Source organism: Bradyrhizobium sp. SRS-191 (assembly GCF_024586915.1).
Taxonomy (GTDB): Bacteria; Pseudomonadota; Alphaproteobacteria; order Rhizobiales; family Xanthobacteraceae; genus Bradyrhizobium.
Map to the genome: position 1 here is coordinate 777727 of NZ_JANBVS010000001.1, position 21916 is coordinate 799642.

Below are 21916 nucleotides of genomic sequence, written 5' to 3' on the forward strand. Positions count from 1 at the left end.
TCCATCCAACCGCTCCCGCCCGCTCCCCTCACCGCGGACTCCCCGACCCCATGACCATCGAAGTCATCGCCCTGTTCGCCATCCTGTTCGCGCTGCTGGCCTGTGGCCTGTGGATCGGGCTCACGCTCGCCTTCACCGCGACCCTGCTGCTGGCGATGTTCCGCTCGATCCCGCTCGACAAGCTGCTCCCGCAATACGCCTGGAACATCCTGACTACGCAGGAACTCCTCGCGCTGCCGCTGTTCATCCTGATGGGTGAGCTGCTATTCCGCACCCGCCTGTCGCGCTCGCTCTTCCAGGGCCTCGCGCCCTGGGCCGGCCTGCTGCCGGGCCGCCTGCTCCACGTCAACGTCATCGGCTGCACCATCTTCGCCGCGATCTCCGGCTCGTCGGCCGCGACCACGCAGGTCATAGGCCGGATGTCGCTCAACGAACTGCTGCGCCGCGGCTATTCGCGCGACATCGCGATCGGCTCGCTCGCCGGCGCCGGCACGCTCGGCTTTCTGATCCCGCCGTCGAACATCATGATCATCTACGGCGTGCTCGGCGATGTCTCGATCCTGAAACTGTTCACCGCCGGCGTGCTGCCGGGCCTGCTGCTCGCCGGCACCTTCATGGGCTGGGTGATGCTGCATACCACCCTGAAGCCCGCGATGGTGCCGCAGGCGGAGGCCCAGCTGTCGCAGGTGCCGTGGGCCGAGCGCTTCGCCGCGCTGAAGGACCTTGCGCCCGCCCTGTTCCTGATCGCCTGCGTGCTCGGCTCGATGTATGGCGGCCTCGCCACGCCGTCGGAAGCCGCCGCGGTCGGCGTGCTCGGCGCGGCGCTGGTCGCCTTTTTCCAGGGCGCGCTGTCGCAGCAGGTGATCCGCGACGTGATGATCGGCTCGGTGATCACCTGCTCGATGATCGCGCTGATCGTGCTCGGCGCCTCGATCCTCGGCAACGCCGCGGCCTTCCTGGGCATCCCTCAGGCGGTGGCGGCCTTCGTCAAGGGCCTCGGCCTGTCGCCGTTCATGCTGATATCAGTGCTGATCGTATTCTATTTGATACTGGGCTGCTTCCTCGACGGCTTCTCGATGATCGTGATGACCCTGCCGATCGTGCTGCCGATCGTGAAGGGCGCCGGATTCGACGAGGTCTGGTTCGGGATCTTCCTGGTGCTCGCCGTCGAGATGGCCCAGATCACGCCGCCGGTCGGCTTCAACCTGTTCGTGATCCAGGGCCTGACGGAGGACGGTCTCGGCTATATCGCCCGCGTGACCGCCCCCTATCTCATCATCATGATCGCCTTCGTCCTGCTGCTCACGCTCTTCCCGGGCATCGTGACGATCCTGCCGCGGCTGCTCTACGGGTGAGCAGCGATGTCAGGCCGCCCGCATGCCGTCGAGGAACTTCTGCACCTCGGCCTTGAGCCGCAGGCTCTCGCTGGACAGCGCCTGGGCGGAGGCGAACATCCGGTTGGAGCTTTCGCCGGTCTCGCCCGCCCCGCGCGCCGCGCTGCGGATGTTGCTGACGACCTCCGCGGTGCCGCTCGCGGCCGAGCGCACGCTCTGCGTGATGTTCTGGGTGGCGGCGCGCTGCTGCTCGACCGCGGCCGAGATGGAAGCCGCGATCCCGTTGATGCGCTCGATGGTCGAGCCGATCGCCTTGATCGCGTCGACCGATTCCTGCGTCACCGTCTGCATATTGACGATCTGGCTGGAGATCTCCTCGGTCGCCTTGGCGGTCTGTCCCGCGAGCGTCTTGACCTCCTGGGCGACCACCGCGAAGCCGCGGCCGGCGTCGCCGGCGCGCGCAGCCTCGATGGTGGCGTTCAGCGCCAAGAGGTTGGTCTGTTCGGCGATCGAGGTGATGAGCTTGACGACGTCGCCGATGCGGTTGCCGGCGTCGGACAGCTCCTTGATGCGCTGGTCGGTCGCGGTGGCCTGCTTGACCGCCTCGGCTGCGATGGCGTTGGATTCCTGCACGCGGCGGATGATCTCGGCGATCGAGCCGGACAGCTCGTCGGACGCCTCGGCAGCCGTGCGGACGTGCTCCGACGCCGTCTCGGAGGCGCCGGCCGACTGCCCCGAGAGATCGGCTGTGGTGCGCGCGGTCTGGGTGAGCTGGCGCGCCTCGCGTTCGAACTCGCCCGACGAGGTCAGCACGTTCTCGATGATGCCGCCGATGCTGGCCTGGAACGAATCGACGAAGCGCTGCAATTCGGCCTTGCGCTGCTCGACGGCGGCCGTCGCGGCAGCCGCCTGCTCCTCGCGCATCCGGCGCCGCTCGCTGGCCGCGCTGCGGAACACGACCAGGCTGCGGGCGATCTCGCCGATCTCGTCGCCGCGGTCGTCGGACTTGATCTCGACATTCTCACGACCATCTGCGATCGCGGTCAGCGTCTCCGTCACGGCGCTCAACGGCTTGGTCACGCGCCGCACGGCCAGCATGGTCAGGGCGAGCACGAGCAGTGCGGCAATCGCAGCTGCCACGATCATGGTCTGCATCGCCTGCGACAGCATCGCGTCGAGCTCGGCCATGGGCACGCCGACATAGAGGATGCCGGTCACCTTGCCCGCCGCGTTGGTGACGGGGAAATAGGCGGTCATGAACGGCTTGCCGAACAGCGTGGCCGGACCCTTATAGGCCTCGCCCTTCCGCAGCAGCGCCTGGGCCGGATGGTCGGCCGCGAGCTGCGTACCCACGGCGCGGTCGCCGTTCTCCTTCTTCACATTGGTCGAGCGGCGCACGAACTGGCCGGCGTCATCGACAACAAACAGGGTTGCGCTGCCGCCGACATAGGACACGGCGCGGTCGACGATCGCGTGATCCTTGATTTCCGGAATGGCGGGAATCTCGATGCGTGTGACGGCACCGTTCTGCACGCTGACCTTGGCGTCCTTGAACGTCTCGCTAAAGGTCAACGCAAAGGTGCGCAGATTGCCTTCGATGTCGCGCTTGGCGCGATCGGCGAAATCATTGGTGAGAGACCAGTAGGCGGCGCCGACCACGAGGGCCGTGTTCAGCGCGATGACGACAACGGCGCCGATCAGCGCCTTGGTGCCGAGCTTCAACTTGACGGACACGTCAGAAACCTTCCGAGGGAACTGCAACTGAATCTCAAACTGCCCGTAGTTAGTTTCAAACCAGTTATTTTCCGGAGCGTAGAATTCCGGATGCCCCTCGAAAAACGGCAACAAGATACCTGATGATGTCGTCTCCCCCTATCATCGTATGGTTTCGCGAGAGCCTGCGTCTATCTGACCACCCGGCGTTGTATACCGCGGCAACGTCCGGCACTCGCATCGTGTGTAGTTACGTTTACGATCAGGAGAGCCGCGGCATCCGTCCGCTTGGCGGCGCGACCAGATGGTGGCTCGCGCAATCGCTGCGTGTACTCCAGGCCGATCTCAAGGCGCTCGGAGCTGATCTCATCATCCGCCGGGGACCTGCCGCGAAGGTATTGAGCGAGCTTGCGCGCGAGACCAAAGCCGGCGCGGTGTATTGGAACGACGTCGCCCAGAGTGGACCGCGCACCGTCGCGGAACGCGTGGAAGCCGGGCTCAGCGAGATCGGCGTCACGTCGCGCGTGTTTGCCGACGATCTGCTGGTCGATCCCGCCGAGATGCGCGGCAAGGAAGGCCGCGGCCCGCGCGTGTTCACCCCGTTCTGGAAGCGTGTGCTGGCGCTGGGCGATCCGCCCAAGCCGTTGCCGATACCGGTGCGGCTGCCGCCGGTGCCGGACGTTGCGAGCCTTGCGGTCGACGAGCTGGCGTTGGAGCCGACCCGGCCGGATTGGGCGGGCGGCCTGCGCGCGACATGGCAGGCCGGCGAGCGCACGGCTCAGCGGCGGCTCGCCGACTTCCTCGAGAGGTCTGTCGCGAACTACGCGGCCGAGCGCGACCGTCCCGACATTGAAGCCACGTCGCGGCTGTCGCCGCATTTACGGTTCGGCGAAATCAGCCCGCGCCAGATCTTTCACGCGGCCCGCTTCGCGGCGGAGGAGCGCCCCGCTTTGGCGAAAGGGATCGACAAGTTTCTCAGCGAGGTCGGCTGGCGTGAGTTCAGCCGTCACCTGCTCTACAACAATCCCGACCTCGCGACCCGCAACCTGCAAGCCTCGTTCGACGCCTTTCCCTGGACCCAGGATGACGCGGCGCTGTCGGCCTGGCAGCGCGGCCAGACCGGCTATCCGATCGTCGATGCCGGGATGCGCGAGCTGTGGCACACCGGCAGCATGCACAACCGCGTCCGCATGGTCGTGGCCTCGCTGCTGGTGAAGCACCTTCTGATCGACTGGCGGCAGGGCGAGCAATGGTTCTGGGACACGCTGGTCGACGCCGATCCCGGCAGCAACCCCGCCAGCTGGCAGTGGGTCGCGGGCTCCGGCGCCGATGCGGCCCCCTATTTCCGCGTCTTCAATCCCGTGCTGCAGGGCGAGAAGTTCGATCCGGACGGCAGCTATGTGCGGCGCTGGGTTCCCGAACTCGCGCGACTGCCGGCCCGCCTGGTCCATCAACCCTGGGCAGCGAAGCCGCTCGAACTCGCCGAGGCGGGCGTGACGCTGGGACACACCTATCCGGCGCCGACGGTCGATCACAAGCATGGGCGCGAGCGTGCGCTGGCGGCCTATGCGAGCTTGCGCACAAGTGATTAGTTGCGCTCGCTTTGACAGCACGGAGAATCCAGCTATCGTCATCGGGTTTCCAACACATCGGGGGACCGATATGGATGACACCACACTCACCGACCCGACCATCGCCGCACCGAGCACCCCGCCCGAGGCCGCGACGGATCCAATGACTGCCGCGGCGCCGAAGGCGAAGCGGGCTTCGAAGAAGGCGGCCAAGAAGACTGCCAAGGCAGCACCCAAGCGGGCCGCCGCCAAGGCCAAGAAGGTCGCCACCAAGAAGTCGGCCAAGAAAACCGCAAAGAAGACCGTGAAGAAGGCCGCCAAGAAGACGGCAAAGAAGGCCACAAAGAAAGCGGCCAAGAAGACGAAGAAGGCCAAGCGCTGATTATGCTTGGTGCGGCCTGAGGGCGAACGATCGCCTTTTCCGGCCGGTTCGGCGAAACAATCCAGTGCCCGGTCGTGGGGACAATCTGGCGCTGGATTGTTTCGTGCGTTTGTCCGGCCTTGATGCCGCGGCAGTCCGCGGCTAGTGCAGGCTGGAACATATTTCCCATAGCCGCCTTAGCCCCTCCCGGATTGCGGGAGATGCGACACCGAGGCGCGGATGGGGCAAGGGCAGCGTGGGCGCCGGCTGATCGAGCGCTGGCCGTTCGGAAGGTGGTGGCCACCACTGGTCTGGACCGGCCTGCTTGTGGCCCTGCCCATCTCTGCAGCCCACGCCGAGGCTGGCGCAGGCGGTCACGGCTCCGAAGTGCTGCTGCTGATCCAGGTCGCGCTTCTGATCGGCGTCGGCCGCGGCCTCGGCGAGCTGATGCAGCGCATCGGCCAGCCCTCGGTGCTTGGCGAGCTCTTGGGCGGCCTGCTGCTCGGACCCTCGCTACTGGGCTGGCTGTGGCCGTCGGCCCAAGCCGCGATCTTCCCCCACGAGCCGGCCCAGCAGGCCATGATCGAGGGCCTCGCACAGTTCGGCATCCTGTTGCTGCTCCTGCTCACAGGCATGGAGGTCGACCTCAAGCTGGTGCGCAAAGTCGGCCGCCCCGCTTTGACCGTCTCGGTGTTCGGCATCGCCGTCCCCTTCGCCTGCGGCTTTGCACTCGGCCAATGGATGCCGGAGATGCTGCTGCCGCATCCCGAGGCGCGGCTGGTAGCGTCGCTGTTCCTCGGCACGGCGCTGTCGATCTCATCGGTCAAGATCGTCGCCGTCGTCGTGCGCGAGATGAATTTCATGCGCCGCAACGTCGGCCAGATCATCGTGGCCTCGGCGATCATCGACGACACGCTGGGCTGGATCATCATCGCCGTGATCTTCAGCCTCGCCTCCCGCGGCAGTCTCGACCTGCGCGGCATCGGACAATCCGTGCTGGGGACGCTGGTATTCCTCGGTCTCAGCTTCACGATCGGACGGCGCCTGGTATCGATCCTGATCCGCCTTGCCAATGATCACCTGGTCAGCGCCTCGCCCGTCGTCACCGTCATCCTGCTGACGATGAGCGTGATGGCCCTCATCACGCACCTGATCGGCGTGCACACGGTGCTCGGCGCATTCGTCACCGGCGTGCTGGTGGGAGATTCCCCGATCCTGACGCGACAGATCGACGAGCGGCTGCGCGGCCTGATCACCAGCCTGTTCATGCCGGTCTTCTTCGGCCTGGCCGGGCTCGGCACCGACCTCACCCAGCTCCACACCCCCGAGCTGCTGCTCTTCACCGCCGGGCTCATTGTCATCGCAAGCCTCGGCAAGTTTGCGGGCGCGCTGGCCGGCGGCAAGCTTGGTGGGCTGACGCGGGGCGAGTCGCTGGCGCTGGCCAGCGGCATGAATGCGCGCGGCTCGACCGAGGTCATCATCGCCTCCATCGGGCTGTCGATCGGCGTGCTCAGCCAGCCGCTGTTCACGATGATCGTCACCATGGCGATCCTCACCACCCTGGCGATGCCGCCGATGCTACGGGCTGCCCTGCGCCGGCTGCCGCCGGACCGCTCGGAGCAGGCCCGGCTCGAGCGCGAGGCGCATGAGCGCAGCGGCTTCGTCGGCGGCCTCGAGCGGCTGCTGCTGGCCGCGGACGATAGCAGCAGCGGCCGGCTTGCCGCTCGCATCGCCGGGCTCCTGGCCGGCCCTGGCGGACGTCCTGTCACGGTGCTCGACGTGGAAGACATCCGGCACGCAGCCCGGGCCTCGGTCGAAGGCCCTTCGCAGTCCGAGGCGGTCGTCAAGGACGCTGCACAGCAAGGCGCTCAGCGGACCGAGAGCGATGTCGACGTCGACGTGACCACGCTCACACCGACCACGGGCCTGCGCGAGGCGGTTGAAGGCGAGGCGCGCAAGGGCTTCGACCTGTTGCTGATCGGTCTCGAGGACGGCCTGACACCGCGGGGCCGGTTCAGTGAGGCCTGCGAGGAGATCGCGTCGGGCTTCAACGGTCCGCTCGCGCTGGCTCTTGCGCCGGCGGCAGCGTCCGACGTTCCGGCGCCGCAGCACGATGCCTGCATTCTGGTGCCCGTGTCCGGGCGCGGCGCCTCGCGTGGCGGCGCCGAGGTGGCGATTGCGCTGGCGCATGTCGGGCCTGCCCGGCTGCATCTGCTCTATGTCTCCACGACGCAGGGCAGCGCCGGAGAGCAGCGTACCGACGAGAAGGACCGCGCCGACCAGGTTCTCGCGGACAATGCGGCGGCCGCCCGCCGGTACGACCTCGAAGTGACGATGGCCGTGGCCGATGCCCATGCCGGGCCTGATATCGCCATCCTGGCCGAAGCGTCGAACATCAGGGCTGACCTGATCGTCCTCGGCGTCGACCGCCTGCAGGGCGCGGCCCTCGACTTCGGCGCCATGATCGCCGCGGTCCTCGCCGCGTCGGAGGTGCCGGTGCTCGTGGTCTCAGCAGGAACGAGCCCCGCAGCGCCGCGCAGCAATCCCTGACCGCGCGAGGGACAGCTTACCAGGAGTCCGGACAGGGATCGACGATCTTCCAGAGGTCGGTGCCATTCGTGATCCGCTTCATCTCGGTGGTGAGCCCGCCGTTGCGCCGGATCCACTCCTTCACCGTCTCGGGATAAAAGGACATCAGCTCGGACGTGCCCTCAAAGCTGGTGACCTTGATGCCGAAGGTGAAGGCCTTGTCGTAATAGGCCTGGTGAAAGCCGAGGCTCGCTTTGGGCGTGACGCAGATCCTGTTGAGCGGCACGATGCCGAAGACCAGCGTGCAGGCCGAATTGCAGATGCCGTCGATGATCACGCGCTGGCGCGTGTCCCGGATATGCTGGTATTTGGCCTTGTACTCTTCGATGTAACCGCCGTGATCGCGTGTGATGTGCAGATCCGCACGCGCCGGGGTCGCGGCGACCAGCAAAAGCACGACGCAGGGGATCAGGCGGTTCATCGGCGGGGCGGAAGACTTGGTCTCATCTGGGCGGAGCTGCAACAAGGCACCGGAGACCCACAGCAGCGCCCCGACCCTGTCACGGATTCGTTAAGCCTGCGGAAAAGGCCAAAATTTTGACAGAACGGCCGCTTTGACGCACCTTTTCCGACGCTTCGAAGTTAGATTGTCGGTCCAATACCTCGCCTTACCGGCGGTTTCGGAGAAAAGACATGAGCAAGCTCGCATCATCAGCCATCGCCTTGATCCTGGCCGCTGCCGCTCTCGCCCCCGTCGCATCGGAAGCCCGTGGCCATCATCGGCATCACCGCCACCATCACCACGGCCTGCCCTACGCGATCAGCTTCCTTCACAATTATGGTCCAGGCCCGCTGCCGGGCACCTTTGGGTTCTATGACGGGCCGTCGACCAACCACTGCTACCAGAGCGCGGCGGCCTATATCGGCCAGGACCACCGCCGGCATCCCTGCTTCTAAGGCCGCTGCAGCGGGAGCATCCTCAGGCGGCATGAGAACGCCCCACGGAGGCTGGCCTTGGCCGTACAAGTCTGATATCCGGATTCGTGCGGATGACCGTCCGTCAGCACGCGCTCGTAGCTCAGCTGGATAGAGCATCGGATTTCGATTCCGAGGGTCGGGAGTTCGAATCTCTCCGAGCGCGCCAGGCCTTGTTCTGGTGGCGCTGTGCGTCAGACTGCCGCCTGCTCCGGAATGCCAGGACGATATCTCCACGTGAATGATCAGCGGTTCATCGGTTCACTCACCGGCCTGCGCTTTATCGCCGCTGCGACGGTCGCAATCGGGCATGGCGCGCCGTCCCTGGGGTACGGCTGGCCGGCGCAGCTGATCGCCCAGGTCAGCAGCATCGGCATGACCATGTTCTTCGTGCTGAGCGGCTTCGTCCTCTGGCTCAATTACGCCCGACGTTTCCAGAAGCAGCCGGTGGCAGGCGCTCTTCATGAGTTCGCGATCGCGCGCTTCGCCCGGTTGTATCCCATGTACGCCGTCATCGTCATTGCCATCGTCACATACCTGATGATCGCCCGGGGGCTCTCAGCCCCCTCTCTCGGCTTCATCCTGACGATGACACAGGCCTGGTTTCCGGTGCAGAACGGCACGATGCTGGTCGCGGTCGTCCCGTCGCTGCAGCACCTCTGGTCGATCAGCGTCGAGCTGTTCTTCTATCTGCTGTTTCCGTTCGTCTGTTTCCTGCTGGCGGGCATCACCCGCCTGTCGACGATGATATGGCTCGCGGTCGCGAATATTCTCGCCTTCGCGCTGACCATCGCTGCCTTTTTCACGTTCGGTCCGACGGTCCTTCAAGCTGTCGTGCCGAGCCTCCAGCACGACGGAATGCAGTGGCTCACCTATTACGCACCCTACCTTCACGTGGCGCAGTTTCTGGCGGGGTGCTTCGCGGCGATGATCTACCAGAACCGTGCTCTCGCCCAGCCTCGTCCTACAGAGCTCCGCCTCGTGACCTTGCTGTTCTGGCTGTCACTCGCGGGCCTGGTCTGCGCACCCGTGCTGCTGTTCGTGCAGCCGCGCCTGCCCGGCTTGTCGTTCTCGACCGAGCTCGCCGTGCGGCTGATCGAGATTGCCGCGTTCTCGATCCTCTTCGTCGCAACCAGCCGTTACGGCCGTGCTCGCTGGCTGTCATCCCGGGCTTTGATCATCGGCGGAGAATGCAGCTATTCGATCTACCTGCTGCACCCTTTCCTGATCCGCCTGGCGATGATCGGCAAGTCCGACCAGCCAGGCTTTATCGAGCTGGCGATCCGGCTGGCCCTGTTCGTTGGGATTGCGACAACGGTCGCCTTGATCACCTATATGCTCATCGAGTCCCCTGGACGAGCGTGGATCCGGCGAGCGTTGGGGACCAGCGCGCCGCGTGAGGTGATCCAAGCCAAAGTGAGCTGAGCTTGGAAGGTGGCCGCCCGACCGATCTCAACAACCAAACATCGGCCCGATAATACCTCCGATTTATTCGGAACATTTTGCGCGCATTTAAGGAGATTACCGCCAGTCTCGCGGGCATCCGACCTCGGAGCATGGGAGGCAACAGTGATTGTTCAGATCAAGGCGGTATGCGAAGTCAACGGCTCGGTGCTTGCGGCTACGAGCTTCGACGACACCAATGACGGCGCCCGGGCAACGGCGGTCATTGCACTGCTGGAGCAGGTGCTGGCTCACTCGGAAGATGCCGCCAATCAGCGACTGTTCACGCTGGACATCCAGACCCTTTAGCTCCGCGTCTCGGGCCGCTCCCTGAGTTCGAGCCGCGGTCCTGCTTGCCAAAGATCCATTCCGCTCTGCGTGATGGACGCTTTGGTCACTTGATGATGCAGGCCCTTGCTTGCCGGCTCCACTTGAATGCTGCGCCGCATGGCGGCCTCGGCCGCGCACCTGCAGGGCACTCATTCCACACGGGAGCTCCCGCCTCCCAGCCATTCACCACGCAGCCGCCATTCGGCGCGACATGACAGCCCGGACCACAGGATTCGTTGGCAAGCGTGGGGCCCGCTGGTGCCGCGATGGCCATGAGCAACATGACGGGATACACGAGCCTCATTGCTTCACTCCATTTGCACCGTCTCGGCAGCTAAAGCTCGGCGCGGCTGAAAGCCACCGGTGAAAACATCGATCGTCCGGCTCCGTTCCCCCCGGGCAGGCAGCGGCCCCGCTCGAAACGACGCGGCTGAAGCACGCGCTTTTCGATATGCCCTACGGTGCTGTGACGAAACACCGCGCAGCAATCACGAACCGGCCTCGTTCTTTGCACGACTACGCCACAAGCCCCCGCCGAAATGGGTCAAGCGGCCGGAAGGTTTTCACCATATTCGACGGAGATGGCGGGGGCTGGGCGGCGCCGAAAGCTAAAAGTCATATCTCGACATCAAACGTAACGAAAAGAACCGATTTCCACCGCGAAGCGGCGACAGCTTCGGGCGGATTGGGGCGAAGCGCTCAAACAGGTCGACATCATGGTTCGAAAATTCACTGCACGCGAAGTCATCGCCAGATCGTACCCCAGTTGGGATTACGCCATGGCCGACCGTCTCATCGCTTGGCTCGATCATTGCGGGTACGAAATCGTCGAAAAGAGGCCGGAGCTTGATGCCCCAGCGCTCTCGGCCGACGGGTTGCAGCCGAACGTTGTCAACGCCTGCTGACCAGGACCGTCCCTGGCGCTCGCAAGCCGGCCCTCTTGGGCGCGAAGCCAGGAACGGGCTGGAGCCCCCAGTGTTGAACGAGGTACGCTGGACGCCGAATTGAATCGGCGTGTCAGGTGAGATCAAAGGAGGACGAATGTCTCGCAAGCTCACACCGCGTCAAGTGATCGCCCGTTCCTACCCGACCTGGGACTACGCGATGGCCGACCGTCTCATCGCCTGGCTGGAAGATTGCGGCTACGAGATCGTGGAAAAAGAGGCCGTGCACCGCGACGCCAGCCTGGTACCGGATGCGCCGGAAACGACATCGTCACTCGAAAGCACGCATTGATCCCGCTCGCGGTCGACGGAGCGAGATCATTGACGTCTCACTTGAATGGGCCGGCGGCTCAAGCGAGCAGCTGTTTCTCGATCTCATAGACCGGCAGCTTGACCAGATCCTTGTGGATCTCGCCATGCAGGACCCTGCGCACCGCGTCGGAATAATCGGCGCGGATCATTCCGAGCGCACGCGGCGATGCCACCATCGTCACGCCCTTCGTCTCGCCCGCCAGGACAGCATGATGCAGGCGGTCGGCGATCTGCTTCAGAAAGGCCCGCTCGGCCTGATCATGCCAGTCCGTCTGTTCGACTGAACTCCGGGCGTGTCCGAACGACTGCTGCACCGAGCCGGGGACGTCGGAGCCCTGGGCGCTCGTCCGCTCGTTCTCATGCTCATGCACTTCCTTGGTGTGCAGGTTCGGAAACATGCTGTCGCCGACGTTCTCGAGGATCAGCGCTTTGCGACCATCGCAAACGACGATCCAGTCACCGGTTCCGACCTTCATCTTGTCCATGAGCCAACTCCATCTTCGTGACCCCTGCACGGGGTCGAACGTAAGTTCCCGCACATTGCGTTCGGGACACTTCAACTCGTCGTCCAGAGCGCCGGTCCCGCAGGCGGCAACGCCCGTCGCGCCCTAGAGGTTTTCTTCAAAATCCTCCAACGAGAGACCGAATTCGGACAGAGCCTCCTCGAGATAATCGCCGAGCATCGGCGTCTCGATCAGATAGGTTGCCGTGCGGTTGTTGTGAGCCTGCGCCGCCTGCGCGCGCAATTCATCCCAGTTCTCGAGCGAGCCGTCGCCGCGGCCCATCCACATCAGCGCAACCAGGTCGATCTGCTCGTCGACGTTCAAGCCCCTGATGAAACTGACGAGCTCTGACCGATCTGTCGTCGCGCCGCGTCCACCTGTCCCGGGAGCAGAGTCATCGTCCGTCAGATCTGCCAGCAGTTCCGGCTCGGACGCTTCCATTTCATACTGATGCACCTTCGTCACCACGAAGGCGACCTTCTCCGGCGAGATCGAGAGGTTGGGCGGGGTGGTGGTCATGCAGCGTCTCCGTGGGTGCCCGGGCAACACGCCACGGGTCCCATTGAGGTAACGCTAGGCGCTCCGGAGGGAGCGCACTTTGCGCAAGATCAAGGCAGTCTGGCGGCGGGAAGCTGCGTGGCCGACGGGCCGTGCCAGCTGCAGGCGATTGCAAACGCTCTCGACCGGATGGGGCGAGACGGCCGCTCCCGAACTACCAGGTCGAGCCGAACAGGCCGAAATGGGGCTGTTGGGCGACCAGGATCATGGGCCTTCCGGGAGGAGCCTTTGCGCTCTTCCGCTTCTTGGTCTCCACGGCTCTCGCGCTGGCCTCCGAAAGTCTCGTGGCGTGGGCTTTTTCGACCGCCTTCGGCGTTACGGACGACGGGCTGGTCCCGACAGTGTCCATCTGCGCATAGGCATCCCGAGCGCTTGCCTTGGAGGTTTCCGTCTTCGGCAGTTCTGCTGCGGCCACCGGGGCCGCCTGCTCCACCTTCGCAAGCGCCACGGGCGCCGGAGGCGCGACCGACGTATCCATCACGATCCGCTCAGGCCACTTGCGTGCCGACTGGATCCGGACGGGAGGAAGGTCCGAGGCCGATGTGAGGTTCGCCGGCAGCGGCACACTGGGAAGCACGGCGTCCGCGAGGACCAGCAACGCAAACAAGGCACCGCCGACAAACAGAAAGTAGCGCAAGATAGGCATAATTTACCGCTCCGTCGGCCCACCCCGAGCCGACCATCCACCTAACGGATGACAATGACAGTATGTTCCCGAGGCGACCGATCCGGTTCAAGGACCGCGGGAAACTAGCGCGACATAATTAGATTTTCGTCGCTGCAACCAGCGCGCATTTCGCCGAGCTGGCATTAACGTTGACAAATCCGACATGGACCGAGGCGAACGTCCTGCGGCTCTGCGGGCGGATTTCGCCTGGAACGACCCGGCGGCGCTCCGTGACCAGGGAGCCGTCGCGCCGGCTGAAGGCGCAGTTGATCTCGACGTCCTTGATCGCGAAGCTATTGGTATTTCGCAGCGACAGGGTGACGAGCGCCTTCGATCCCAACCCACCGCGCCGCCAGGATTGGGAACTGATGCGCAGGCCGGACAGAACGGCAGCGTCGGGCGCAGCCGACGAGCCAGGCTGCAGCGCCGGCGCGAGGCTCGCATTCGCGTCCATCAGGCTCGGAACCGCACTGGCTGCGGATGACGGGGCGAGATACGCGCCGGATCCATTGGACACACCGGGCACGACCGACGAGAAGCCACGCGACGGCTCCGTGCCATCCTCATCGTCTTGATACTGCCTGCTCGATCCGTCCAACGTGAGCCGCGCAAGATTGCCGTCGACGATCTCGCCCTCGTCCATGGACATGATCAGCCAGCCGACCGTACCGAACACGACGAGCGCGAGAGCGCCGAGCCCAAGCGAAGCCGTTCCCAGCGGGATATGCGCGTCCGCCCGTCGGCGCGCAGGCGTCGCGCCGAGCTTGCGCCTCAGCAAACGAGAGAGACCCGCACTCATGTCTGCACCATCGGCTGCCCGCTCGGGCATCTGGAAGCTTCCTTCGGCAAACATCGCCAGCGTGTCATGCAAAGCCGACAATTGGAGGGCAGGCCCGGATACCGTTCGTTCGCCGGACTGGTGCCGGCGGCAGCGAGCCGGTAGACATGCGATCAATTGGTAACGCCGCCGCTTCGGCCGCGGTTCACTCTTTGGAAAGCTCTGAGACGATGTTGAATGTCACCTGGGACCACATTCATCTGCGCAGCCCTGATCCGGAAGCGACCGCCAACTGGCTCCACGAGGTTCTCGGCGGCGAGATCGTCCGCAATCCCGGCCGCATCGACGTCAAACTTGGTGGCGCCAGCGTGTTCATTGCGAAGGTCGAGCCTGACGACGGCGTCCATGCGCCGCCCGCGACGCCACACCAGGGCCTCGATCATTTCGGCCTCACCGTGAAGGACATCGACGCCGCGGCGGCCGAACTGAAGGCCAAGGGCGTCACCTTCACGACCGAGCCGACCACGATCCGCCCCGGCGTGCGCATCTGCTTCATCCGCGGCCCCGAGGGTATCTCCATCGAGCTGCTGGAGCGCGACAAGAAATACGTCTGAGAGGCCGCACGGTCCGACTACGTCATGCTGCCCGGCATGAAGCAACGGATCGAGAGCCCCTGATAGCCGCGCATCGGCCAGACCATGGTGCGGCCGACGCGGTTGGGCTCGGTGATCACGGCATCGTCGGGAACGTCGAGCCACTCGCCCTCGATGCGGACACGGTAGTGACCACCTTTGCTCTCCCAATCGACGTCGCTGACGGCGCTGCCGTCGGCATCGGAGCAGCACGGGCCCTTGCCGCTGCGCAGGCCGTCGAACCACGCCTTGATCTCCGGCGAGGAGTTCGCCCATTGACCGCGGTCACGCGCCTGTGTCGGCGTAGCGAGCGCGATCAGCAGCGCGGCGCCGGTGACCTGGATCGGAGGCTTCCAGCGTCCGGACCCCTGCCGCCTTGAACCGGTGTGACTGACAGCCGAACAATCAGCGCGATGCGGCGCATGGCCGCGGGACACGATCGATTTGCTCATTTCCATCTGGCTCCTGCACCACTCCAGGGTGCAAGCATGATAATGCATCAACCGGGCCAGATTTAGATTCGATCGCGGCTTCGTGAGAGTCAATCCGGGAATCGACGTAGCTCAGCCAGATCCGTGTTCGGTCCGTAAGACTACTCGGCCGCTTGCTCCAGCGGGGCCGTGCGCGGAAGGATGATTTGAACGCGTGTGCCCGCGCCGGGCTCAGTGTCGAGATCGAGCCGGCCACCCAGCCTGTTGGTGACGATGTTGTAGACGATGTGCAGCCCGAGCCCCGTGCCGCCCTGGTCGCGGCGTGTCGTGAAGAACGGATCGAAGGCGCGGCGGCGGACGTCCAGCGACATGCCGCAGCCATTGTCGGAAAAGATGATCTCGACATTGTCGCGCCCGGACTCGCGCGCCCGGATCTCGATCACTCCGCTGCGCCCATCAGGGAACGCATGCGCGACGGCATTGAGGAACAGGTTGGTCAAGACCTGGCCATACGGGCCGGGATAGCTGTTCATCACCAGATTGGGCTGGCAATCGACGTTGATCGTCAGGTTCTGTCTGCGCACGCCCGGGCGCAGACTCATCACCACCTGCTCGGTGAGATCGGCCAGGTCGAAGCTGCGCTGGTCGGAGTAGTTGCGGTCCGCAGCGACCTGCTTGAACGACTGGATCAACTCGGCCGCGCGATTGAGGTTGGCCACCAGTTGCGCCGCCGCATTGCGGCTGGTGTCGATGAACTCGTTCAGGCTCGATCGCCTGAGTTCGCCGCGCGTCACCGCCTCGCTAAACAGATCGGTCTTGCGCTCGAGCGCGGACGCCACCGTCAGGCTGATGCCGACGGGATTGTTGACCTCATGCGCGACACCGGCGACCATGCGGCCGAGTGCGGCGAGCTTCTCCGCCTCGATCAGCGAGGCCTGCGTCTCGCGCAGGTTCCGGAGCGCGGTCTCGGCCGCCTCCTTCGCCTTGCGCATCTCCTGCTCGCTCTTCTTGCGCTCGCCGATGTCGAGCGCCACGGTGACGATCTTGTCGACCTCGCCGTCGGCATCGAGCAGCGGCAGCTTGTTGACCAGCCACTGCCGCATGACGTTGCAGGAATCCAGGTACTCTTCCTCGTAGAAGCCGAGGCCGTCTTTCGTCGCCAGCACGCGCTTGTCGTTGCCGTCGGTCTTGCTCGCGCCATAGCGCGACATCAGCTCGCCCGTGGTGCGTCCCAGCGCATCCTCGGGCTCGACGTTGAAGATGCCGGCCATGTAGCGGTTCATCAGCACGTAGCGCAGCTCGCGATCCTTGACGTTGATGACCGCGGGCACGGTGTCGATGACCTGCTGCAGCAGGCGTCGTCCCTCGGCGATCGCGTCTTCAGCGCGTTTCTGATCGGTGATGTCGCGGACGACGCCTTCATAGCGGACGACCTCCCCGCTCTCGTCGCGCACCACCGTGGCGCTGTCGGAGAGCCAGCGGATCTCGCCGTTGCGCCGGCGCACCTGGTATTCGAATTCGCGCACCATGCCGTCGCGACGCATCAGCCGCTGATAACGTTCGCGCGCGAGGGGGTGGACATAGATCGTATCGGCGATGTCGTTGACGCTCTGGATCAGATCGCTGGTCGTTTCATAACCCATGATGCGCGCGAGCGCCGGATTGGCGTTGAGCACGAGGCCGCCCGGAGTCGTCACATAGATGCCGTCGATCGAAGCTTCGAACAGCTTGCGATAGCTCTCCTCGGCGAGCCGCTGCTCGGCGAGCGCGCGCACCGCCGCCTCGCGGGCGGCATCGGCGTCCTGCAGCGTCTGCCGGAACACTTCGGCGGCACGCGCGATGTCGCCGATCTCGTTCTGGACGTCGGTCTGCGGGATCGACGTCGCCTTCTCGCCGCCCGCCAGCGCCCGAATCGAGCGCGCGATCGAGGCCAGCGGCTTCACGGTCCGGCGCACCACGAACCACGCGGCGAAGATGCCGATCAGCACGCCCGATGTGCCGAAGATGATGCTCTGCCACTTGGTTTCCGCGAGCGTGCGCGCGAAGTCGCGCGACAGCACCTTGCCCTGGCTGGCGCTGAGCGCGCGCAACAGCTCGGTGACGCGGCCGATCAACCGGCCCTCGATGCCCAGCACCTCCTTGTCGAGCCGGGCGATCTCGTCCTCGGTGCCGGAGATGGCGATGATCGCCTCGGCATAGCGGTCCACGGCCGTCCGCAGCGTGGCGTCCTCGATCGGCAGCGCGCGCATGCTGCGGGCCGCCTGCTCGGCGCCGGCGGGATCACGCGCCAGCAGCGCCGCTCCGACCTGGTTCTGCACCTGGAACAAGGCTCGCGCCGTGCCGCGATCGGTGACGCCGGCGATCGCCGCCTCGAACCCCTCGCGCGCGGCTGGCAGCCCTGACAGCAGCTCAGCGCGCTGTGCGATCAGCGCGCTGATCCGGTCGATGCCCTCGCGATAATTCGCCAGCCGTTGCGAGACGCCGTCGATCGTCGCCTGCTGCTCCGGCGCCAGTTGGAGCCGCGTCTTCTTCAGGAGCGCGCTGAGCTCGGTCGCCGCCTCCATGACGCGATCGGAGCGTGAGCCGGGATCGGTGACGAAGTCACGCGCCGCGAGCCGCAGCTCGTTCATGCGCTGATCGATCTCCTCGGCGAGATCGCCGACGCCCTGCAGCCGCTGCAGCTCGGCAAAAGTCGAGTCGATGTGGCGGATGGCGATCACGCTCGCCATGCTGGTCGCGGTGATGACGGCAAGCAGCAGCAAAAAGCTGCCAAAGATCATCCGTCCGATCGTGAGGGATCGGAGGCGATCGCAGGCCATGCCGAAATCAACGTTTTTACTCATGGGATCCGATGGTCGGAACCGTAGTATATACGAGCCGCCGTGCGGCCAACAGAACAAATTAGGAACAAAAGTCGCCCGGGCGATCCGCCGGACGAAAAATAGTCTGTGCGGTTAACCGGCCGCACTGAATGCGAACACCTCCCCATCATAGCCGGCTTCGCGCGGGATGCGCAGCTCGCGGCCGCCATCGGCGGTCTTGGTCATGACCGGCATCACGGTCACGATGTCCATGTCGCGCGCCGCGGCCAGCGCGTCGGCCACCGTGGGCTGCTTGCCGAGCCGGATCAGGTTGCGCGTGGTCGGGAATGGCAGCTTGAAGCGGCCGTCGTCGCCGCCCGCGAGCGCCTCGCGCGGCGATACCCAGATCGAGTCGGTCGATTCCCGGCCGTCATGGGCGCCGAGCTGGTCCGGCGGCGCGGCGGCCAGGAAGAACCAAGTGTCGAAGCGCTTCGGCATGCCCTCGGGCGTGATCCAATGCGCATAGGGCACCAGCGCATCCAGCGCCAGCACCAGACCATGCGTCTCGATCACCTCGCGGAAGCTGATCTTGCTCTCACACAGCGCCAGGCGATGCGCAGCTTCGATCTCGCGTGCGGTGGCCGCATCGATCAGCGCCTGATCGCTCTTGCGGCGCGCCAGCAGGATGCCGCTCTCCTCGAACGTCTCGCGCACTCCCGCGATCCGAAAGCCGAGCGCCTCGACGCCGAGGCCCTCATCGCCGGCATAGAGCTCGGGATTGCCGGCGATCTCCTGATCGCCCTTGTCGACGCTGCCGCCTGGAAACACGAGGGCGCCCGAGTTGAACTCGATCTGATGGTGACGCACCATCATGAAGACCTCGATCTCGCGCGCCGCCGCGCTGTCGCGCAGCAGCAGAACGGTCGAAGCAGGACGAACGGCGGCAGCGTCAGCCATGGTTACTCCGCGGCGGTGGCTCTGGGTTGCAGATTGGCGCGGGCGTCGGTGCGGGCGACCCGCGACAGGAGATAGTCGACCTCGGCCTTGGCCGCGGCGCTGATGCCGGAGGCCGGCTTGCGCTGCGCCGCGGAGGCGATCGCGCCGCGCTTCTGCAGCACGTATTTGCGCACGGCGAGACCCGCGCCCGGCTGCTGCTCGTAACGCACCAGCGGCAGATGCGCATCGAACAGGTCATGCGCGGCGTCGCGCTTGCCAGCCTGCGACAGCTTGACGACGTCGACCAGCATTTCCGGGAAGGCGTAGCCGGTCATCGCGCCGTCGGCGCCGCGCTCCATCTCGAAATCGAGGAACAAGCCGCCATTGCCGCACAGGATCGACAGCGGCCGCAGCGAGCCGTCCTTCTGGAAGCCACGGAGCGCGGAGATCTTCTCCAAGCCCGGCCAGTCCTCGTGCTTGAGCATCACGCAGGACGGACTGTCCATGACGATCTTGCGGATCACCGCCGGCGTGAACTGCACGTTCAAGGTCAGCGGGTAGTCCTGCAGCACCCACGGAACGTCCTCGCCGATCGCCTCCTGGGCCTGCTTGAAATAGCCGGTGATCTGATCATCGGTGCGCAGGCTCGGCGGCGGCGCGATCATGACGCCGGCGGCGCCGGCGTCCATCGAAGCACGCGCCAGCGCGCGCATCGTCGCGAAGCCCGGCGACGACACGCCGACAATGATCTGCAGGTTCTTGGCACGCTTGGCGAAGCGCACTGCGACCTGCTCGGATTCAGCGGCATCGAGCTTCGGCGCCTCACCCATGATGCCCAGCACGGTGATGCCGTCGCAGCCGGCCTCGGCGTAGAAGTCGACCAGACGATCGATCGAGGCCTCGTCGATGCGGCCGTCATCGTGGAACGGCGTCGGCGCGATCGCGAAGGTGCCTTTGGCGGCGGCGGTGAGCTTCATCGTCTGGTCTCCAATCTCTTTGGCCTCGTTCCGCAAGGCGCTGCCCGGCGCAGGCGCGGACTCCTCTCGAGCCGATCATCGTTCTGGATTCCGGAACCTCTGTCTGGCCTTGCTCTCCGAGCTTCGGCGGGTGCCCCGGACCGGGGCCAGACATACATCAAAACCGCCGCGCGGACTTTCGAATCTCGTCCTCCGAAAAGAATATCTCCCCTGCGTGATCGGCGATGTCCTCAGCCTTCCAGGCCGAGGACGGCGGCTTCCAGCCGTCCATTTCCATCATGCGCAACTCGCGCACGCCGCGCGGACCGGAGACGCCGAGCACCTTGCCGGTCTGATCGCCGGAGAGGTGGCTCACCATGTAGAGCACGGCCGGCGCGATGCCTTCAGGCGTCAACGCGGCGCCAGGATTTTCCTTGTAGCGCGGCAGGTCGGCGGTCATTCGCGTCAGCGCGCCCGGCGCCAGGGTCCAGACACGGATGTTGTACTTGCGGCCCTCGATCGCCAGGACGTTCGACAGGCCCCAGATACCGCCTTTCGCCGCGCCGTAGTTGGACTGGCCGAAATTGCCGATCAGGCCTGATGTCGACGAGGTGTTGACGATGACGCCGCCGCCGTTGTCGCGCATCCAGCGGAACACCGGGAGCGTGCAGCAGAAGGTGCCCTTCAGGTGCACCTGGATCACCTTGTCCCAATCGGCTTCGCTGGCCTTGGCGAAGGTCTGGTCGCGCAGGATGCCGGCATTGTTGACCAGGATGTCGGCGCGGCCGAAGTGGCGGATGGCATCATCGAACACCGATTGCCCGCCGGCCATGGTGGAGATATCGGCGGCGTTGGCGACGGCGCGGCCGCCTTCGGACTTGATGGCGGCGACCACCTGCTCGGCCATCGACAGGTCCGAGCCCGAGCCGTCGCGTGGTCCGCCGAGGTCGTTGACGACGACCGCTGCGCCCTCACGCGCGAACAGTCTTGCGTAGGCCTCACCCAATCCGCCACCTGCGCCGGTGATCAGCGCCACCTTGCCGTCGAGCAGTCCCATGGGTGCGTCCTCCGCTTATGTTCTTGTTCTCTCCGTCATGGCCGGGCTTGACCCGGCCATCCATCTTCGGAAGAGATGGATGCCCGGGTCGAGCCCGGGCATGACGACAACAAATAGACGTGCCTTACATCACGAAGGTCATCCCAGCGCCGTCTTGCCGTTCTTGATCACGGTGACGCTCCGCTCTTTCACCCGCGCTTCGAACGAGATCACGTCGCCGTCCTTCCACAGATCGACCGTCACGGTCTCGCCGGGAAAGACCGGCGAGGAGAATCGCGCCGCGTGCTGCTTGAACGCCGAGGCGTCGTAGTCGGCATAGGTCTGCAGCACGGCGCGGCAGGTCAGGCCGTAGGTGCACATGCCGTGCAGGATCGGGCGCGGGAAGCCGGCGCGGCGGGCGAACTCGGGGTCCGAATGCAGCGGGTTGCGGTCGCCGCACAGGCGATAGATCAGCGCCTGGTCGGGGCGCGTCGAGATGTCGACGCTGCGGTCCGGCGCGCGCGACGGCACCGGATGCGGCTCGGGAATGCCGCCCGAGGGACCACCGAAGCCGCCATCGCCGCGGGCGAAGCGCGAGGCCACCAAGGTTGCCAGCGGCGCGCCGCTCTCGTCGCGCAGGATGGTCTGGTGGCGGATGACAGCGCCCTTGTCCTTGCCCTTGTCCGAGACGGCGAGCACGGAGGAGTCGGCGGTGATCTTCGCAGCGGTGGCCAATGGCTTGTGAAAGGTGATGTCGCGTTCGCCATCGACGACGAGGACGCGGTTCAGCTTCATGTCGCCGGGGCCCGCGCCCCAGGCCGCAACGGACGCGAAGGTGGGCACTACCTTCAGCGGCCGCGGCTCGGCCGTGGCCTCGTTGACGAAGGCGAGCTCCTTCTCGTCCATCGGATCAGCGCCCATGCCGATGCCATAGGCGTACAGCATCACCTCGCGATCACCATAGGCATAGGGCTGCCCGATCGCCTTCATCGCCATCAGCTCATCGTAGTTGATCGGCATGTCGCCTCCCCGAATTCAGACTTCGTAGGGTGGGCAAAGCGAAGCGTGCCCACCGCCTTTTCTCTTGTTCAAACGGTGGGCACGGC

General features: G+C 65.4%; 23 protein-coding genes and 1 tRNA gene. 11 read left to right on the forward strand and 13 right to left on the reverse strand.

Going from position 1 to position 21916, the window contains the following annotated elements; translation table 11 throughout:
• Positions 1-50: 50 nt before the first annotated feature.
• A complete protein-coding gene (locus NLR35_RS03500; protein ID WP_257165148.1) occupies positions 51-1355 on the forward strand; it encodes a TRAP transporter large permease in 1305 nt (434 codons plus the stop codon).
• A 9-nt stretch (positions 1356-1364) separates the two neighbouring features.
• Here the strand turns inward: NLR35_RS03500 and NLR35_RS03505 are convergent, their stop codons facing one another.
• Positions 1365-3068 (reverse strand): Cache 3/Cache 2 fusion domain-containing protein, encoded by a 1704-nt coding sequence (locus NLR35_RS03505; protein ID WP_257165149.1) that lies wholly within the window; start codon positions 3066-3068, stop codon positions 1365-1367.
• Positions 3069-3193: 125 nt separating this feature from the next.
• Here NLR35_RS03505 and NLR35_RS03510 point away from each other — a divergent pair, with 125 nt between their 5' ends.
• The 3 genes from NLR35_RS03510 to NLR35_RS03520 all read left to right on the forward strand — a co-directional run bounded on the left by NLR35_RS03510 (position 3194) and on the right by NLR35_RS03520 (position 7529).
• Positions 3194-4639: a deoxyribodipyrimidine photo-lyase gene (locus NLR35_RS03510; protein WP_257165237.1), complete on the forward strand. Its 1446-nt coding sequence runs from the start codon at positions 3194-3196 to the stop codon at positions 4637-4639.
• 70 nt (positions 4640-4709) lie between these two features.
• Positions 4710-5000, forward strand: coding sequence for a histone (locus NLR35_RS03515; protein ID WP_257165150.1), 291 nt, complete (start codon positions 4710-4712; stop codon positions 4998-5000).
• A gap of 219 nt (positions 5001-5219) precedes the next feature.
• Positions 5220-7529, forward strand: a complete 2310-nt coding sequence (locus tag NLR35_RS03520) for a cation:proton antiporter (RefSeq protein WP_257165151.1) — start codon at positions 5220-5222, stop codon at positions 7527-7529.
• 16 nt (positions 7530-7545) lie between these two features.
• On the opposite strand, the gene NLR35_RS03525 is transcribed toward NLR35_RS03520, so the two are convergent.
• On the reverse strand, positions 7546-7989 hold the full coding sequence (locus NLR35_RS03525) for a hypothetical protein (protein ID WP_257165152.1): 444 nt from the start codon (positions 7987-7989) through the stop codon (positions 7546-7548).
• Between the two features lie 212 nt (positions 7990-8201).
• On the opposite strand from NLR35_RS03525, the gene NLR35_RS03530 reads away from it, so the two are divergent.
• The 4 genes from NLR35_RS03530 to NLR35_RS03545 all read left to right on the forward strand — a co-directional run bounded on the left by NLR35_RS03530 (position 8202) and on the right by NLR35_RS03545 (position 10235).
• Positions 8202-8465 (forward strand): hypothetical protein, encoded by a 264-nt coding sequence (locus tag NLR35_RS03530; protein ID WP_257165153.1) that lies wholly within the window; start codon positions 8202-8204, stop codon positions 8463-8465.
• 110 nt (positions 8466-8575) lie between these two features.
• A tRNA-Arg gene (locus NLR35_RS03535) sits at positions 8576-8652 on the forward strand.
• Between the two features lie 68 nt (positions 8653-8720).
• A complete protein-coding gene (locus NLR35_RS03540) occupies positions 8721-9908 on the forward strand; it encodes an acyltransferase (protein ID WP_257165154.1) in 1188 nt (395 codons plus the stop codon).
• A 144-nt stretch (positions 9909-10052) separates the two neighbouring features.
• Entirely contained in the window at positions 10053-10235 is a 183-nt protein-coding gene (locus tag NLR35_RS03545) for a hypothetical protein (RefSeq protein ID WP_257165155.1), read from the forward strand.
• A gap of 85 nt (positions 10236-10320) precedes the next feature.
• Here the strand turns inward: NLR35_RS03545 and NLR35_RS34295 are convergent, their stop codons facing one another.
• A complete protein-coding gene (locus NLR35_RS34295) occupies positions 10321-10560 on the reverse strand; it encodes a GCG_CRPN prefix-to-repeats domain-containing protein (RefSeq protein ID WP_374940782.1) in 240 nt (79 codons plus the stop codon).
• 412 nt (positions 10561-10972) lie between these two features.
• On the opposite strand from NLR35_RS34295, the gene NLR35_RS03550 reads away from it, so the two are divergent.
• Both NLR35_RS03550 and NLR35_RS03555 read left to right on the forward strand, forming a co-directional pair.
• On the forward strand, positions 10973-11161 hold the full coding sequence (locus tag NLR35_RS03550; protein ID WP_257165156.1) for a hypothetical protein: 189 nt from the start codon (positions 10973-10975) through the stop codon (positions 11159-11161).
• Positions 11162-11297: 136 nt separating this feature from the next.
• Positions 11298-11492, forward strand: coding sequence for a hypothetical protein (locus tag NLR35_RS03555; RefSeq protein ID WP_257165157.1), 195 nt, complete (start codon positions 11298-11300; stop codon positions 11490-11492).
• A gap of 58 nt (positions 11493-11550) precedes the next feature.
• On the opposite strand, the gene NLR35_RS03560 is transcribed toward NLR35_RS03555, so the two are convergent.
• The 4 genes from NLR35_RS03560 to NLR35_RS03575 all read right to left on the reverse strand — a co-directional run bounded on the left by NLR35_RS03560 (position 11551) and on the right by NLR35_RS03575 (position 14093).
• Entirely contained in the window at positions 11551-11997 is a 447-nt protein-coding gene (locus NLR35_RS03560; protein WP_257165158.1) for a host attachment protein, read from the reverse strand.
• 123 nt (positions 11998-12120) lie between these two features.
• The gene (locus NLR35_RS03565) at positions 12121-12534 is read right to left on the reverse strand and encodes a DUF3775 domain-containing protein (protein ID WP_257165159.1); all 414 of its coding nucleotides are present in this window, start codon (positions 12532-12534) and stop codon (positions 12121-12123) included.
• Positions 12535-12727: 193 nt separating this feature from the next.
• Positions 12728-13219, reverse strand: a complete 492-nt coding sequence (locus NLR35_RS03570; protein ID WP_257165160.1) for a hypothetical protein — start codon at positions 13217-13219, stop codon at positions 12728-12730.
• A 118-nt stretch (positions 13220-13337) separates the two neighbouring features.
• Positions 13338-14093, reverse strand: coding sequence for a hypothetical protein (locus NLR35_RS03575; RefSeq protein WP_257165161.1), 756 nt, complete (start codon positions 14091-14093; stop codon positions 13338-13340).
• A gap of 155 nt (positions 14094-14248) precedes the next feature.
• On the opposite strand from NLR35_RS03575, the gene NLR35_RS03580 reads away from it, so the two are divergent.
• Positions 14249-14632: a VOC family protein gene (locus tag NLR35_RS03580; protein ID WP_257165162.1), complete on the forward strand. Its 384-nt coding sequence runs from the start codon at positions 14249-14251 to the stop codon at positions 14630-14632.
• A 17-nt stretch (positions 14633-14649) separates the two neighbouring features.
• Here NLR35_RS03580 and NLR35_RS03585 read toward each other — a convergent pair whose 3' ends face one another.
• From NLR35_RS03585 to NLR35_RS03610, 6 genes are all read right to left on the reverse strand, one after another.
• A complete protein-coding gene (locus NLR35_RS03585) occupies positions 14650-15102 on the reverse strand; it encodes a hypothetical protein (RefSeq protein WP_374940783.1) in 453 nt (150 codons plus the stop codon).
• A 140-nt stretch (positions 15103-15242) separates the two neighbouring features.
• On the reverse strand, positions 15243-17924 hold the full coding sequence (locus NLR35_RS03590; RefSeq protein WP_257165238.1) for a PAS domain-containing protein: 2682 nt from the start codon (positions 17922-17924) through the stop codon (positions 15243-15245).
• A gap of 111 nt (positions 17925-18035) precedes the next feature.
• Positions 18036-18839, reverse strand: a complete 804-nt coding sequence (locus NLR35_RS03595) for an NUDIX hydrolase (protein ID WP_257165164.1) — start codon at positions 18837-18839, stop codon at positions 18036-18038.
• 2 nt (positions 18840-18841) lie between these two features.
• The gene (locus NLR35_RS03600; RefSeq protein WP_257165165.1) at positions 18842-19795 is read right to left on the reverse strand and encodes a dihydrodipicolinate synthase family protein; all 954 of its coding nucleotides are present in this window, start codon (positions 19793-19795) and stop codon (positions 18842-18844) included.
• 157 nt (positions 19796-19952) lie between these two features.
• Positions 19953-20831 (reverse strand): SDR family oxidoreductase, encoded by an 879-nt coding sequence (locus tag NLR35_RS03605; protein WP_257165166.1) that lies wholly within the window; start codon positions 20829-20831, stop codon positions 19953-19955.
• 138 nt (positions 20832-20969) lie between these two features.
• Entirely contained in the window at positions 20970-21830 is an 861-nt protein-coding gene (locus tag NLR35_RS03610) for a MaoC family dehydratase (RefSeq protein WP_257165167.1), read from the reverse strand.
• Positions 21831-21916 lie beyond the last annotated feature (86 nt).

Bases quoted from the DNA above. Each gene is read 5' to 3' on its own strand.
- NLR35_RS03500 (WP_257165148.1), top strand. From the start codon at position 51: ATGACCATCGAAGTCATCGCCCTGTTCGCCATCCTGTTCGCGCTGCTG.
- NLR35_RS03510 (WP_257165237.1), top strand. From the start codon at position 3,194: ATGTCGTCTCCCCCTATCATCGTATGGTTTCGCGAGAGCCTGCGTCTA.
- NLR35_RS03515 (WP_257165150.1), top strand. From the start codon at position 4,710: ATGGATGACACCACACTCACCGACCCGACCATCGCCGCACCGAGCACC.
- NLR35_RS03520 (WP_257165151.1), top strand. From the start codon at position 5,220: ATGGGGCAAGGGCAGCGTGGGCGCCGGCTGATCGAGCGCTGGCCGTTC.
- NLR35_RS03525 (WP_257165152.1), bottom strand. From the start codon at position 7,989: ATGAACCGCCTGATCCCCTGCGTCGTGCTTTTGCTGGTCGCCGCGACC.
- NLR35_RS03530 (WP_257165153.1), top strand. From the start codon at position 8,202: ATGAGCAAGCTCGCATCATCAGCCATCGCCTTGATCCTGGCCGCTGCC.
- NLR35_RS34295 (WP_374940782.1), bottom strand. From the start codon at position 10,560: ATGAGGCTCGTGTATCCCGTCATGTTGCTCATGGCCATCGCGGCACCA.
- NLR35_RS03550 (WP_257165156.1), top strand. From the start codon at position 10,973: ATGGTTCGAAAATTCACTGCACGCGAAGTCATCGCCAGATCGTACCCC.
- NLR35_RS03555 (WP_257165157.1), top strand. From the start codon at position 11,298: ATGTCTCGCAAGCTCACACCGCGTCAAGTGATCGCCCGTTCCTACCCG.
- NLR35_RS03560 (WP_257165158.1), bottom strand. From the start codon at position 11,997: ATGGACAAGATGAAGGTCGGAACCGGTGACTGGATCGTCGTTTGCGAT.
- NLR35_RS03565 (WP_257165159.1), bottom strand. From the start codon at position 12,534: ATGACCACCACCCCGCCCAACCTCTCGATCTCGCCGGAGAAGGTCGCC.
- NLR35_RS03570 (WP_257165160.1), bottom strand. From the start codon at position 13,219: ATGCCTATCTTGCGCTACTTTCTGTTTGTCGGCGGTGCCTTGTTTGCG.
- NLR35_RS03575 (WP_257165161.1), bottom strand. From the start codon at position 14,093: ATGTTTGCCGAAGGAAGCTTCCAGATGCCCGAGCGGGCAGCCGATGGT.
- NLR35_RS03580 (WP_257165162.1), top strand. From the start codon at position 14,249: ATGTTGAATGTCACCTGGGACCACATTCATCTGCGCAGCCCTGATCCG.
- NLR35_RS03585 (WP_374940783.1), bottom strand. From the start codon at position 15,102: ATGAGCAAATCGATCGTGTCCCGCGGCCATGCGCCGCATCGCGCTGAT.
- NLR35_RS03590 (WP_257165238.1), bottom strand. From the start codon at position 17,924: ATGAGTAAAAACGTTGATTTCGGCATGGCCTGCGATCGCCTCCGATCC.
- NLR35_RS03595 (WP_257165164.1), bottom strand. From the start codon at position 18,839: ATGGCTGACGCTGCCGCCGTTCGTCCTGCTTCGACCGTTCTGCTGCTG.
- NLR35_RS03600 (WP_257165165.1), bottom strand. From the start codon at position 19,795: ATGAAGCTCACCGCCGCCGCCAAAGGCACCTTCGCGATCGCGCCGACG.
- NLR35_RS03605 (WP_257165166.1), bottom strand. From the start codon at position 20,831: ATGGGACTGCTCGACGGCAAGGTGGCGCTGATCACCGGCGCAGGTGGC.
- NLR35_RS03610 (WP_257165167.1), bottom strand. From the start codon at position 21,830: ATGCCGATCAACTACGATGAGCTGATGGCGATGAAGGCGATCGGGCAG.